Source organism: Butyricimonas faecalis (assembly GCF_003991565.1).
GTDB classification, from domain to species: domain Bacteria; phylum Bacteroidota; class Bacteroidia; order Bacteroidales; family Marinifilaceae; genus Butyricimonas; species Butyricimonas faecalis.
Window position 1 is genome coordinate 3,579,033 of record NZ_CP032819.1, and the last position, 13,899, is coordinate 3,592,931.

Genomic DNA, 13,899 nt, shown 5'->3' on the forward strand with positions numbered 1-13,899 from the left:
CTAATCAAACTTATGACCACATTCGGAGCATGTATATGGTCCGGATGCAAATGTTTTCCACTTATGACCACAATTGGGACATTTTTCAGTCCATCTTGCCGGGAAGTATTGGTCTATAGCAAGATTATCCCCGTCCATGTATTCCTCCGGAACGATTACGACTGTCATGTCCGGTTCTTTGAAATTCTTGAGAGCATTGAACGAAACGGTGTAAAAGATACTTTCGTCCGAACCGGGTGTGAGTGAGATTCTGCCGCAGTTGTCAGGGAGTTTGACAGTGCGTTGCTTTCCGTCCCACTGATCGAGAATGAACTTCTCACACACTCCATGGGCAGCCTCCTTTGAGTCTGCTACCAATATAAACCGGGCAGCATCATCCTTTTTCTGATAGAGATTTCCGGCATCAGCTTGGTCGACTATTATCTTGTCGATATTCTCCAACATTTTTTCTCCAAACGGTCCTTGTGGCTCATCGTCGTTGCTGTAAGCAGTGAAAGCGAGCATTGCCATCACTGAAGCAAACATGATTGTTAAAAATTTCTTTACCATAATAAGTTGTTTTTTAATTGCTTGTTACCCGTTGGCGGAATTAATTTAAGTTGATAAAGATGAGTAAAAAGTTGCACATATCGTTGATTTTTAGTAACTTAGCAACAATCAAAACATTAAGTTCAAACCATCGTATGTACAACCTTTATACAAAATTCGTCAAAATACTTGAGATATGCAAGCAATTCTCTGAAAATCTCGTCAATGAATCGGGTAATGTTCCACGCCGTGGTCCTGTTCCTAAGTTTTCTGACTTGGAAGTAGTGGCACTGTCCCTGACAGCAGAGACAGAGAGCATTGATAGTGAGAAGTGGTTGTTCGACTATAAATTGCAAGAGTACAAGGACTGCATTCCCAATCTCATATCAAGGAGACAGTTCAATGACCGCAGGAAGAAAACTGCAGGCTTGTGTGAGGAACTGCGCAAAAGGGTTGCCATGGAAATGGATGGTGGAGAGGAACAATTCTTTGTTGACTCCAAGCCAATAGAGGTCTGTAGGGTTGCAAGAGGGAAACGATGCAAGATGGGACGTACCGGTGATTTCTCGCAAGCTCCAGACTTCGGTTTCTGCGCTTCGCAGAACACGTATTATTTTGGTTATAAGTTACACGCTCTCTGTTGGTTATGTGGAGTTATCCATTCCTATGATCTCTCAAAGGCAAGTGCGGCTGATCTCCATTATATGAAGGATGTGAAACATGCTTATCACGACTGTAGCATCTATGGCGACAAAGGGTATATTGGAGCTGATGTACAGCTTGACTTGTTCGAAACCGCACACATAAGACTGGAGTGTCCGTATCGGCTCAACCAGAAGGACTGGAAGCCGACATTCATTCCGTTTGCAAAGGCAAGAAAGAGGATTGAGACAATATTCTCACAACTTACAGACCAGTTCTTGGCCATCAGAAACTATGCGAAAATAACGAATGGTTTGTTTGCCAGAATCATCGGCAAAATTAGTGCACTTACCATTCTGCAATACGTAAACTTCATCAACAACAAGCCCATTGGCAGAATTAAGTATGCACTAAATTAATTCCGCCAACGGGTAGTCCATAATATATAAGTGCCAATATTGGCAAAAAAATAATATAATCCTTGCATGGACGGATTATAGTCATTACCTTTGTATTGTAAAAAAATGCCAATATTGGCAGAAATTTAATGTGATGATGGAAATAAAAAGAGACAGATATCTTCAGCAACTGATAGAAAGCCGTCAAGATGGTTTTATCAAGGTAGTGACAGGAATCCGCAGATGCGGCAAGTCATACCTGCTGAATGTTTTATTCTACCACTATTTGTTGGAAAATGGAATTGCAGATGATCACATTATCCGGATTGACCTTGAAGATCGGATGAACAAGGATTTAAGGAATCCGGATATGATGCTTCACTATGTTCACGACAGAATCAAGGACAAGGAACTTTACTATATCATTATTGATGAGGTACAGCTGATGGATGAATTTGTCGATGTATTGAACAGTTTCCGCCATATCGAAAATGCCGATACGTATGTAACAGGAAGCAATTCCCATTTCCTGTCATCCGATATTCCAACGGAGTTTAGAGGCCGGGGAGAGACGATTCATGTAAATCCTCTGTCTTTTTCTGAATTTTATTTGGCTAAAGGTGGAGACAAACAAGATGCGTGGCGCGAATACTTCACCTACGGTGGTTTACCTCTTGTCCAGTCATTTGAAACCGAACAAAAGAAGATAAACTATCTGAAAAATCTATTTGAGACTGTTTATTTGGCAGATATTATCGAGAGGCACAAAATCAAGAATGAGAATGAAATGCGTGAATTACTTCTCATTATGGCATCATCTATAGGTGCTCCATGCAACCCTACAAAATTGTCGAATACTTTCAAAAGTTTGAAAAATGTGAAAATTGGCAGTCAAACTATTTCCAAATATCTGAACTACTTGTCAGAATCGTTCCTCTTGAATAGGGCTGTACGTTACGACGTTAAAGGAAAGAAGTACATCAATACGCTTTCCAAGTATTATTTTACGGACATTGGCTTAAGAAATGCCATTCTTGATATGCGCCAACAAGAGGAAACGCATATCATGGAAAACATCATTTACAATGAATTGATTGTCCGTGGTTATAGTGTCGATGTTGGAATGGTGGAGATAAAGAAGCCGGATAAGGACGGGAAGTGGACTCGCATCCACCTTGAAGTGGATTTTATAGCGACTCTTGGCAGCAAGAAGTACTATATACAGTCGGCATTGTCTATACCGGATAGAGAGAAAGAAATACAGGAATCCCGTTCGTTGACGAATATCAATGATTCATTCAAGAAAATCATTGTTGTCAAAGATCACATTATGCCTCGCCGAAATGAGGAAGGGATTCTCACAGTCGGGTTATTTGATTTCTTACTCAAAGAAGATAGTTTAGATATATAAACACATAAGTGTCGTCAATAATAAAAGTCAATCAGAAAAATATAGTAAAATATTGTCGATGAAGACCATTCTTGAACTTTCGCATATAAAAGCAAGACAGTATTTCTTGGAATCGCAAAACTATTGTAATATGCAGTTTCCCAAATACATAGATTTTAAGCCCGTGATAGAATATGTCCAAAATTCTGTCGGAAATAAAGAATTGAGAGACATTCTAAAAGATCCTAAGAGAATGCCTTCTGATTATGAAAACGTAAATCATAAGATGTTAGTCAAGAAGGATGCACAGTATTCATATAGGCCTATTCAGTTAATTAATCCATACCTTTATTATCTGCTTGTCAAGGCTATGACAAATAAGAGTAGTTGGAAGGAGATAAAAGATCGCTTTGCTGAGCTGAAAGTACCAAACATAGAAGTTGCGAGTATTCCTAAAGTTAAAGGAGACACAGACAAATCACATATGTCAGCATCAGTAAGTTCTTGGTGGGAAAATGTTGAACAAAGAAGCCTTGAGTTAGCTTTGTCTTATAGATATATGTTTGTTACCGATATTACGAATTGTTACTGTGCTATATATACTCATACCATTGCGTGGGCATTGATGGGAAAAGAACAAGCTAAAGAAAAACGCAATAAGTCAGGACTATTGGGAAATATTATTGACAACTATATGCAAGGTATGCAATATGGTCAAACAAATGGTATACCTCAGGGAAGTACGTTATCTGACTTTATTGCAGAAATAGTACTTGCGTATGCAGATAAGCTACTTAGCGAAAGACTAAATACAAATGGAATATCTAACTATCATATAGTAAGATACCGAGATGACTATCGTATTTTTTGCAATTCAAAAGAGGATACAGAACGAATAGCATTCTTTCTTCAAGAAGTTCTTGCAGAACTCAATTTTCAATTGAATGGGAAAAAGACATATCTGACAGAAGATGTCATCAGTGATTCTATAAAACCTGATAAGAAAGCATATATTTCAGAAGGTCCAATTTATAGGAAAACGCAGAAAAGGATATACTCTACAATGTCCAATCTTCAGCAGGAGGCTCTTTTTATATACCAATTTTCCAAAAAACATCCAAACAGCGGTACACTAATAAAACTTTTAACAACTTTTGCCCAAAGATTGAACAAAAAAATTGCGATTTGTGGCGATTACCTTGTGATGATATCAATTTTCACAGAAATAGCACTATATAGTCCGAAAACGTACAAGGTAATTCTTTCTATCATCAGTAAACTCCTTAGTAAAATTCCTTCGACAGATGAAAGAGAGCGAATTGTTAATAATGTTTATGCGAAGTTTCAGAGGTTTCCGAATATTGGCGAAATTCAAATATGGATTCAACGTATAGCATTTAATTTGCCTCACCCTGTTACATATACTGAAAATATATGTAAAATCGTAAATGGTGAGACTGGCGTTAATTTATGGAATAATGATTGGGTAGATGAACCCTATAAGGTAGGGTGTTCAAAATCCAGAAAAAATCCCGCACGATTTTTGACCAAATAAACGCTATAACTCACTGATATTCTGCAACAATTATATGCATAATGTATCGGAATGGGAATCCTGCACGATTTTAAAATTGCAGTTTGTTGATTTACTGTTAGTTAGACATTCATTTTTGGGATAATTTGGACATAAAAATTATGAGGATTTTGAACACCCTACCTATAAGGGTGCGTTTCCTCAATATAAAATTTGCACTGAATGGGTAAGGGATAGTTACACTCCAGTAATAGACATTGATGAAATTAGTTTGTTCAACATTTATTGATAACACTTATATATATTGACAGTTATGGAACTAAGATATTGCTTAAACCAAGGTATATTGGAACGTATTTCAAAAATACTAGGAGATACATCGAATGGACTTACTGGATCTGAAATATCTTATTTCCTTCAGCAGTGTAATATTAAAGATGTGACTCCTGAAATAACGAAATGGAAAAGGCTTTACAGTGCACTTGCATCCGTTCAGAACTTTGATAAATGTTCAAACAAAATATTGAGATTCATCCAAATTGTATTGAACCCTGCGCGTTTTACAGATAATCAAATTTTTGAGACAAAAAGAAAGGCGATTAATGAATGCCTATCTTATGTAGGTTATGAATTACAATCAAACGGCCGTTTTAGGGTCGTTACTACTGCAAAAACTATTAGTGAAGCCCAACAACGTGCAAATGACCTTTTAGTAAATCTTCAGATGAGGAATGCACATCAAGAAATATTCAAATATTGCACAACAGAACTAGTTGATAAGAACTACTTTCATGCTGTATTTGAAGCTTGCAAAGGGTTATTTGCAAGAATACGGCAACTGTCATTAATTAATACTGATGGAATACGGTTAGTGGAATATGTGTTTAATCATCCTATATTGGTAATCAATTCGTATAAATCCAAACAGGAAAAAGATGAACAGAAAGGTTTCGAGGCAATCTTAGAAGGTTTGTGCAATATGTTTAGGAATCCAGAAGCTCATCAACCAAAAATTGAGTGGCCAGTGAGTGAACAAGATGCTTTAGAAATTTTGTCTTTGATTTCTTACTGTCATAGGAGATTAGATAATGCCAAAAGAGTTGAATAATACTTAAAAATCAAAGGCAGGCCGATATCACATCGACATGCCTTCTGAAACTATGACAGCAAAAAGAAACAATTAAACGAATTCATCTATATCGAATGCCTCTGTCTTATTTTTTGTATTATCCATTTCTGAAATTTGCGAGTCATCACAAAGCATACTATCAATAAGATTTCCTATCTTCTTTTTGATAGCGTCTTCATTCCGCATAATTCTGATGACTTCTTCTTCAGATAGACAGATGCGTGGGGCACGAACTGCAGGATTTCTTTTTATGCCAAAAGATTCTGCTTCTGACTGCGGTACTGCTTGTTGTTTTTTGTCCTTCATATTCGATTCCATATTTACATGTATTTATTCCAATCAATTCCAATCTGTTCCAAAGACTGTTTTGATGTCTCTTTTCCATTTGGCATATTTTCTTTGAGCAGTTTTTCCAATTGGCTTTGAGTACTCAGTTCGGTTGAAAAAAAACTGAACAGGTCTGTATCCTGAAGTTGGTACAGGGTTTCGGCAGCATTTCGGATTTTCTTTCTGTCATCCGTTCCCGAAATAAGCACATCAGCGACATTGTTCAGTTCTTCAAAAGTCAATGCCCTTGAAAAATCCGGGTCAGGAACGCACCCGTCATTTGACATGAGTTCCCGTTTTTCTGATTCAGTCAGTCCTTTTTTGGGAGTAAAGTCATCAATCACGTCATCCGTATTTATATCCTTATCCTCCTCTATGGGTTCCTTTTTCATAGGTTCAGAACGTGTGGGAGTTTTTCTCGCCACTTCCGGGTCTTCAAGATAGACTATCTTCGTCTTGCCGATTACTTCATTGTACTCGTCCATGGGATTCGGCTGCGTTTCGGTTTTCTTTTCATGCCCGACTTTTAGGATATCGTTCTCCGCTTGTGCGATCCATGCTTCAGCCTTGTCCAGTCTTGCCCTATACCGGGCTTTCCTTGCTTTTTCCACCATTCGTTTTTTACGTGATTTCCATAACCGGATACGTGCCATACGCATATAACGAAGCTGATTGTCCCAGAATTTATAAACTTTCGGACTGAATATAAACATCCATACCTTATATAATATATAGGTTGCCGACATGGCTTTTACTGAAAAATAAATTAATGTTGTTTCCATGACTATTGAATTTTAGGGGGTGAAAAACGGTCTTTATACATTCGGGTGATTTCCTCGATGTTGAGTTCTATATGCTCGGCTATGATGTTACTGATATAGCTCGCGATACTTACTTCGGGAGCTATCACATTGAGATAATTCTTTATCTCGTCGTACAGCTTGCGGTTCAGGTACACCTGGATACGTCCGGGCATGGGGGTATTCACCAGATACTTCTGACGGAAACCGCTTTCACTTTTACGCTTTGGGTGAGGTTCGGGATTTTCCGAGGCTGTTTCCTTTTCCTTATCCGGCCTTTTATCGGTTTCCTCTGCTGGAACTTCTACCACGATGACATCCTCTTTCTCAATGGCATCAGGAATGTTACCGACCATATACCCCCTGATTTCCTCTTCATTTACTTTTACTATATTCTTTGCCATACCTCAATTACAGGTTAAATTTTACAATCAGTTCATTTGCCAGTTCCTGCAATCCGCTGCCTTTAAGTTGTCCTGCCGGCGGTGGAAGGAGTGAACAGCGGAAATAGGTGCGGGTCCGGGATGAGAGTTCCTTGTCATAACGGCAGAGGTCCGGAATGGCTGAATCCAGAATTTTCAGCCCCTGTTTCTTCATCAGTGCCATATAGTTGTCAAGCACTTCAGTATTGCTTCTTTTCTTTACCTTGGTCCAGAACAGGAACACGTCTTTCAAAGGAATATTCTTCCGGTTTTCCAAAAACTTCATGACGCTTTTGGCAAAGACAAAACTGCTGTCCATAACGAAATTGTCAGCGGCAATGGGGGTCAATACATAATCCACATTGAAAATGGTCTGCAACACACCGGATATGTCCATAGACCCTGGCAAATCTATGAAAACGATATCAAAATCTGCTTTTGCCGCCAACTCTCCGGCCACCTGGCGTGCATTCTCCGGCTTTGCCTGCCTGATAGGATAAATCCTGCACCCCCTAAGCCTCTGCTCTTCCAACAGCACCATGTACTTCTTGTTCTTCTCCACCATCTCCATGTCCCGTTCCCTCAGATTGAACAGGCTGCGCTGGGTGGAGTCACAATCAACGATGGCCACACTCTTATCCATCGAATAATTCAGGAGACTGGCAAGCGTTACCAGCATGGTACTTTTGCCGACCCCACCTTTCTGGTTGCTGACCGCAACGAATAACGGATTCTTCTTCATAACTGAACTTTTTTAATGGTTTATTACACTATTGTTTTACTTGTCTGTTATTTACTTTGTGACAAGGTTTGTTAGTGATATGGTTACTTTGTGCTCACCAACCGGCAAACCGACCAACCGATAGTTATCTGCCCTAACAAAGCAAGTAAACAATCACTGCCCACCTGTTGCAACAAGTGTTTTCGCTAACCAGCAATACAACGGACAGTTACTTGACTATTGGTTTGTTTTACCGTTTATGTTGCAAATAAAAAGGTATTTTTTCATATCATCACTATGTTTCAAGGGAGGTGACGACCTGTGTCACCATATGTCATCACGTTACATATAACCCGCTATTTTACAACAGGATAAACCGCCATAACTTTGCACCGACAACGGAACGGATACCGCTGCGGAGGTTTCCCGAAGCCGAAGAATGAGGCTGAAGGTCAAAATTTAATTTGACGAAGGAAAATTCATTACCAAGCGGTAATAGCAAGTTGTGTTTTGAGGCACCCGAAATGAATTCGGGCACTCAAAACAACTTGCCGCTCGCCTGCCGGCTCGGGGTGGGATTCACTCCAAAGTCGTGAATCCATGACGGAAGATAAGAAACAAAAAACATCAATGCGTATGGAAGAAAACAAGAACAGAAAAACAAGAAAAGGTGTAGGGCGGAAACCGAAAACCGACCCTGCCGTGTACCGTTATGTGGTGCGGCTAAACTCGGAAGAGAACGTAAAGTTCGATATCCAGTTTCAAAAATCGGGACTGAGGGAACGCTCCAAATTCATCAAGGCAATGATTTTCGGAAAGGAAATCAAGGTGGTCAGAATCGACAAGGCGACGATGGACTACTATGTCCGCCTTACCAATTTCTACCACCAGTTCCAGGCCATCGGCAACAACTACAACCAGACGGTCAAGGCAATCAAGAACAATTTCGGGGAGAAACGGGCATACGCCCTGCTCCGCAATCTGGAAAAGACGACCATAGATCTGGTGGTGCTGAGCAAGCGGATCATCATGCTGACCCATGAGTTTGAGGAAACCTACCTTATCAAAAAGCAGAGGGAGGAGGAATGACATGGTGGCGAAAATCAACAGGGGCGCCTCGCTCTATGGGGCTGTCATCTACAACCAGCAGAAAGTGGACGACTCCACGGCACGCATCATTTCGGGCAACCGCATGATTGCCGATGTCACGGGTAATCCGGAGCAGGTCATGAGGAACACGCTTTGGGCATTCGAGAACTACCTGCTCGCCAACAAGAATACGGAAAAGCCCATACTGCATATATCCCTTAATCCTTCTGTGGACGACAAACTGACCGATAGCCAGTTTGCGGATTTGGCAAGGGAGTATATGCAACGCATGGGCTACGGCGACCAGCCTTACATCGTGTATATCCACGAGGACATAGACCGCAGGCATATCCATATCGTTTCCACCTGCGTGAACGAGAAAGGGGAAAAGATAGATGACGCCTACGAGTGGAATCGCTCGATGAAAGCCTGCCGGGAACTGGAACGCAAGTTCGGACTGAAGCAGGTGGAGGACAAACGCAGGGAAATGTTGGAACCATATCTGAAAAAAGCAGACTATCAGAATGGCGATGTAAAGCAACAAGTTTCCAACATCCTCAAGAGCGTGTTCTCCACTTACCGCTTTCAGTCATTCGGGGAGTACAGCGCGTTGCTGTCCTGCTTCAACATCGAGGCGAAGCAGGTCAGGGGCGAATTTGAAGGGACGCCTTACAACGGCATTGTCTATACCATGACAGACGATACAGGCAAGCCGATATGTACGCCCATCAAGTCCTCCCTTATCGGAAAACGCTTCGGCTATGAAGGACTGGAAAAGCGTATCGGATTCAATGCCCGTGAATACAAGGACAAGAAATGGCAGCCCAAGATACGGAACGGTGTCGCACTCGCCATGCACGGCTGCCGGGGCAACCGGGAGGACTTCATCCGCCTGCTCAACAGGCAGGGAATAGACGTGGTATTCCGTGAAAATAATGAAGGCCGCATTTACGGTGCTACTTTCATCGACCACAAGAACAGGGAGGTGTATAACGGCTCGCGGCTCGGAAAGGAGTTCTCGGCAAATGCCTTTGAACGATTGTTCAATGGGCCGAACAATATTCCTGACTTGGATGCTCCCACACCGGAAATCAGCAGGCAAAGCAGTTTCTCTGCCGACATGGAAAACGCCATCGGGCAGGCTTTCGGAATCTTCGATTTTGAAGCCAATGGTCCCGACCCGCAGGAAGAGGCTCTCGCACGCAGGCTGCAACGCAAGAAGAAAAAGAAACGCCGCTCACGGGGTATCTCCTGAAAACAGTATTCATTCACCATTAAAATTATTCAATATGCAACAAGAAGATGATTTGAGAGGATTGGCAAAGGTCATGGAGTTCATGCGTGCCATATCCATCGTGTTTGTCGTCATCCACGTTTATTGGTTCTGTTACCGGGCATTCGTGGATGCGGGTATCAACATCGGAGTGGTCGATAAGATACTCCTGAATTTCCAGAGGACGGCGGGGCTTTTCAGCAACCTGCTGGTGACAAAAGTATTCGCCGTCATATTCCTTGCCCTGTCATGTTTGGGCACGAAGGGCGTGAAGAACCAGAAGATGACCTGGCGGAAGATATATACCGCCTTCCTTTCGGGGCTTGTATTGTTCTTCATGAACTGGTGGATGCTTGATTTGCCGTTCAATCCTACGGTCAATGCCGCCATTTACACGGTAACGCTGACCGCCGGGTACATCCTTCTTTTGATGTCGGGCGTATGGATAAGCCGTATGCTGAAACACAACCTTATGGAGGACGTGTTCAACACCGCCAACGAGAGTTTCATGCAGGAAACCCGCTTTATGGAAAACGAGTATTCCGTCAACCTGCCGACCAAGTTCGTGTATCAGGGCAAGGAATGGGACGGATGGATCAACGTTGTAAACGTTTTTCGTGCGTCCATCGTGCTTGGAACACCGGGCAGCGGGAAATCCTACGCGGTGGTAAACAACTACATCAAACAGCAAATCGAGAAATCCTTTGCCATGTACATTTATGATTACAAGTTTCCGGATTTATCCGAAATAGCTTATAATCACCTGCTTAAACACAAGGAACATTACAAGGTTAAACCGGAGTTCTATGTCATAAACTTCGATGACCCCCGACGCTCGCACAGGTGCAATCCCATCAATCCCAAATTCATGGTGGATATTTCCGATGCCTACGAATCCGCCTACACGATAATGCTCAATTTGAACAAGACCTGGATACAGAAACAGGGTGATTTCTTCGTGGAGTCACCGATTATCCTGCTCGCGGCGATTATCTGGTACTTGCGGATTTACAAAGACGGCAAGTATTGCACCTTCCCCCACGCGATAGAATTTCTTAACAAGCCGTATGCCGATATCTTCACGATTCTTACCTCTTATCCCTCGCTGGAAAACTACCTTTCCCCATTCATGGATGCCTGGCAATCTGGAGCGCAAGATCAGCTCCAGGGCCAGATAGCGTCCGCAAAAATTCCGCTTTCGAGGATGATTTCACCCCAGTTGTATTGGGTGATGACGGGCGATGATTTTACACTTGATCTGAACAATCCGGAACAGCCCAAAATCCTCTGTGTGGGAAACAATCCTGACAGGCAGAACATCTATTCGGCGGCCTTGGGACTGTACAATTCCCGTATCGTGAAGTTGGTGAACAAGAAGGGACAGCTGAAGAGTTCCATTATTATAGACGAGCTACCGACCATCTATTTCCGCGGCATCGACAACCTGATAGCCACCGCCCGAAGCAACAAGGTGGCGGTATGTCTCGGCTTCCAGGACTTCTCGCAGCTGACCCGTGACTACGGTGAAAAAGAGGCGAAAGTGATCCAAAATACAGTCGGCAATATTTTCTCCGGACAGGTGGTAGGCGAAACGGCAAAGAACCTTTCGGAGCGTTTCGGCAAAATCCTTCAGCAAAGGCAGTCCATATCCATCAACCGGCAGGACACATCCACCTCCATCAACACGCAATTGGATTCCCTGATACCCGCTTCCAAGATTGCCAACCTCTCGCAGGGTACATTCGTGGGCAGCGTGGCGGACAACTTCGGTGAGGAAATCGAGCAGAAGATTTTCCATGCCCGTATCATCGTCGATAACGAGAAGGTGGCGGCGGAGACCAGAGCCTACAAAAAAATCCCTGTCATCAACGAGTTCAAGGATGCAGACGGTAACGACATCATGCAGCAGCAGATAGACCGCAACTACTCCCGTATCAAGGCGGACGTACTGCAAATAATTGAAGATGAGATGGAAAGAATTGCCAATGACCCGGATTTGAAACACCTGATTCCACAGGAGGACGGAAAAAAAGAGGAATAGGACACCGCTGTTTTATTTCAGCCTGCAAAGTTCGTCCCGTGCCTTATGGATTGTGCAAGGCCGGGCCCTTCGGGTTTCGCGGAAAAATCATCCTCGCTGCGCTTGCGGTATTTTTCCCGAAAGCCTTGCGCAATCCGGCACGGAACGGCGGGGCAGGCAAGAAATAAAATCTCGGCTCTACAAAGCCGGGGATGTCTAACTCAAAAAACAAAAGGTATGAGCAGAAGCAACTTTACACCGATGGGACGGTTCAAAGAGATAATCGACCGATACGGACTGAAACTGATGGAGGTGGGAACCAACCACCTGAGAATATTCGCTGACAACAGGAAGCTGTTCGACTACTATCCGCTACGGATGAAACTGTTCGATTACCGACAGTGGAAACAGCTGACCTACCCGTCACTCATTGAGGGGGCGGACAAGTGGGAAACGGAGCTTGACGAAATTATAAAAAGACTTATGGTTTCACCCCAATAATCAGCAGGACTATGAATAACAATAACAGCAAGACGATCGTTTGGGACAACATTCCCGAATGGGCGATTTTTTCATTGGAGTACGGCATCGACGAGGAACTGTTCCTGCCCGATGAAGACAAGGAGATGATAACCAAGTTCATCGTTGAAAACTTTCCGAACGGTTACACCATGTCGGTGGATTGGGAGTCATACAACGAATTCGACACCAATCCGGCATTCGGAAAGGCGTGCAAGACTTATAAGGTAACTTTCTGTATCCTATAAAAACATTGACATGAAGAAGATAACATTAAGCGAATACAATTCCATATCTGAAGCCTATCGCGGGGTATGGACTACCGAGCGTTGGGATATACCCGACTGGGCGGAAATGCGTAAAAAACACATCGGCAAACGCACCATGATGGTATATGATAATGGTACTTGCCTGCTGGTCGAAGGGCTGGGTTTTGAAATCGTGGATGACAGTTCATGGAAAAAGCCGGATGAGGTCAGAAAGGAAATCGGAAGCCATTATCTTAAATTCTATACAGAAAAAGGATGTGAACCTCATTACGCGGATTGCGTGATACGGTGGAACGATACGTTGGAAACGGAAGAGGCAAGAATTGCTTTGGCTATGGATGCCGATACGGAAAAGGACGATGAAATATTCTTCTACTGCGACAGCCTGAATGATATGAAATCCATGGCGGACAAAGGCAGGGAAGATTTCACCATAGCAGAGTGTATCGGTTTCGGAACATACGAAGAACTATTATAAATCCAATTAAATCATGTTATGAAAATCAGATGTCAGGAACACTACGATAAGGTAGTGGAGTACGCCAAAAGTATCGGCGACACAACATTTCAGAATTGCATTGAACGCCTCAAACAATGGGAGAAGAACTCAAACGGCAGGTATGAAATTGAACTCTACCGGGATTTCGCCCCACATTCATTCGGTTTTGCGGAAGTGGCCGCTAACGGAAGCAGCGGTATTGTCGGAGGATTGCTTTACCATGGAAAACCGGACCAGTCTTATGCGGTTACACTGACTCCCATACACGGCTGGAGTATACATACTTGAACTTGTATATCTCTAAAAGGAATCCTGGATTATAAAAATGATGCGTAGGTC

Annotated in this window: 16 protein-coding genes; 11 read left to right on the forward strand and 5 right to left on the reverse strand. The window is 42.7% G+C overall.

Going from position 1 to position 13,899, the window contains the following annotated elements:
- Entirely contained in the window at window positions 1–549 is a 549-nt protein-coding gene (locus D8S85_RS15255; RefSeq protein WP_117589815.1) for a zinc ribbon domain-containing protein, read from the reverse strand.
- A gap of 59 nt (window positions 550–608) precedes the next feature.
- Here D8S85_RS15255 and D8S85_RS15260 point away from each other — a divergent pair, with 59 nt between their 5' ends.
- The 4 genes from D8S85_RS15260 (at window position 609) to D8S85_RS15275 (ending at window position 5,600) form a co-directional block, all read left to right on the forward strand.
- Window positions 609–1,589 (forward strand): IS982 family transposase, encoded by a 981-nt coding sequence (locus D8S85_RS15260; protein ID WP_034522583.1) that lies wholly within the window; start codon window positions 609–611, stop codon window positions 1,587–1,589.
- 133 nt (window positions 1,590–1,722) lie between these two features.
- Complete coding sequence (locus tag D8S85_RS15265) at window positions 1,723–2,979, forward strand: ATP-binding protein (protein WP_005832172.1); 1,257 nt, start codon at window positions 1,723–1,725, stop codon at window positions 2,977–2,979.
- Between the two features lie 58 nt (window positions 2,980–3,037).
- Entirely contained in the window at window positions 3,038–4,513 is a 1,476-nt protein-coding gene (locus tag D8S85_RS15270; protein WP_127075348.1) for an RNA-directed DNA polymerase, read from the forward strand.
- 292 nt (window positions 4,514–4,805) lie between these two features.
- Window positions 4,806–5,600: a TIGR02391 family protein gene (locus D8S85_RS15275; protein ID WP_034522585.1), complete on the forward strand. Its 795-nt coding sequence runs from the start codon at window positions 4,806–4,808 to the stop codon at window positions 5,598–5,600.
- A 72-nt stretch (window positions 5,601–5,672) separates the two neighbouring features.
- Here the strand turns inward: D8S85_RS15275 and D8S85_RS15280 are convergent, their stop codons facing one another.
- From D8S85_RS15280 to D8S85_RS15295, 4 genes are read right to left on the reverse strand one after another with little or no spacing between them, the layout of a single operon-like run.
- The gene (locus tag D8S85_RS15280) at window positions 5,673–5,939 is read right to left on the reverse strand and encodes a hypothetical protein (protein WP_005832178.1); all 267 of its coding nucleotides are present in this window, start codon (window positions 5,937–5,939) and stop codon (window positions 5,673–5,675) included.
- Window positions 5,940–5,941: 2 nt separating this feature from the next.
- Window positions 5,942–6,730, reverse strand: a complete 789-nt coding sequence (locus D8S85_RS15285) for a DUF4122 family protein (RefSeq protein WP_127075350.1) — start codon at window positions 6,728–6,730, stop codon at window positions 5,942–5,944.
- A gap of 2 nt (window positions 6,731–6,732) precedes the next feature.
- A complete protein-coding gene (locus D8S85_RS15290; RefSeq protein WP_005832181.1) occupies window positions 6,733–7,152 on the reverse strand; it encodes a DUF3408 domain-containing protein in 420 nt (139 codons plus the stop codon).
- A 7-nt stretch (window positions 7,153–7,159) separates the two neighbouring features.
- Window positions 7,160–7,912, reverse strand: coding sequence for a ParA family protein (locus tag D8S85_RS15295; RefSeq protein WP_005832182.1), 753 nt, complete (start codon window positions 7,910–7,912; stop codon window positions 7,160–7,162).
- A gap of 609 nt (window positions 7,913–8,521) precedes the next feature.
- Between D8S85_RS15295 and mobA the strand changes: the two genes are divergently transcribed.
- From mobA to D8S85_RS15330, 7 genes are all read left to right on the forward strand, one after another.
- A complete protein-coding gene (gene mobA / locus D8S85_RS15300; protein ID WP_034522587.1) occupies window positions 8,522–8,980 on the forward strand; it encodes a conjugal transfer protein MobA in 459 nt (152 codons plus the stop codon).
- Between the two features lies 1 nt (window position 8,981).
- A complete protein-coding gene (gene mobB, locus D8S85_RS15305) occupies window positions 8,982–10,235 on the forward strand; it encodes a conjugal transfer protein MobB (RefSeq protein WP_127075352.1) in 1,254 nt (417 codons plus the stop codon).
- Window positions 10,236–10,269: 34 nt separating this feature from the next.
- Window positions 10,270–12,294 carry a conjugal transfer protein MobC gene (gene mobC, locus D8S85_RS15310; RefSeq protein ID WP_004318957.1) on the forward strand — a complete coding sequence of 675 codons (2,025 nt, stop codon included), beginning with the start codon at window positions 10,270–10,272 and terminating at the stop codon, window positions 12,292–12,294.
- Window positions 12,295–12,510: 216 nt separating this feature from the next.
- A complete protein-coding gene (locus D8S85_RS15315; RefSeq protein ID WP_004318959.1) occupies window positions 12,511–12,774 on the forward strand; it encodes a hypothetical protein in 264 nt (87 codons plus the stop codon).
- Between the two features lie 11 nt (window positions 12,775–12,785).
- Complete coding sequence (locus tag D8S85_RS15320; protein ID WP_004318961.1) at window positions 12,786–13,040, forward strand: DUF6926 domain-containing protein; 255 nt, start codon at window positions 12,786–12,788, stop codon at window positions 13,038–13,040.
- Window positions 13,041–13,050: 10 nt separating this feature from the next.
- A complete protein-coding gene (locus tag D8S85_RS15325) occupies window positions 13,051–13,539 on the forward strand; it encodes a hypothetical protein (protein ID WP_004318963.1) in 489 nt (162 codons plus the stop codon).
- An 18-nt stretch (window positions 13,540–13,557) separates the two neighbouring features.
- Complete coding sequence (locus D8S85_RS15330; RefSeq protein WP_005832188.1) at window positions 13,558–13,848, forward strand: DUF4120 family protein; 291 nt, start codon at window positions 13,558–13,560, stop codon at window positions 13,846–13,848.
- Window positions 13,849–13,899: the final 51 nt, after the last annotated feature.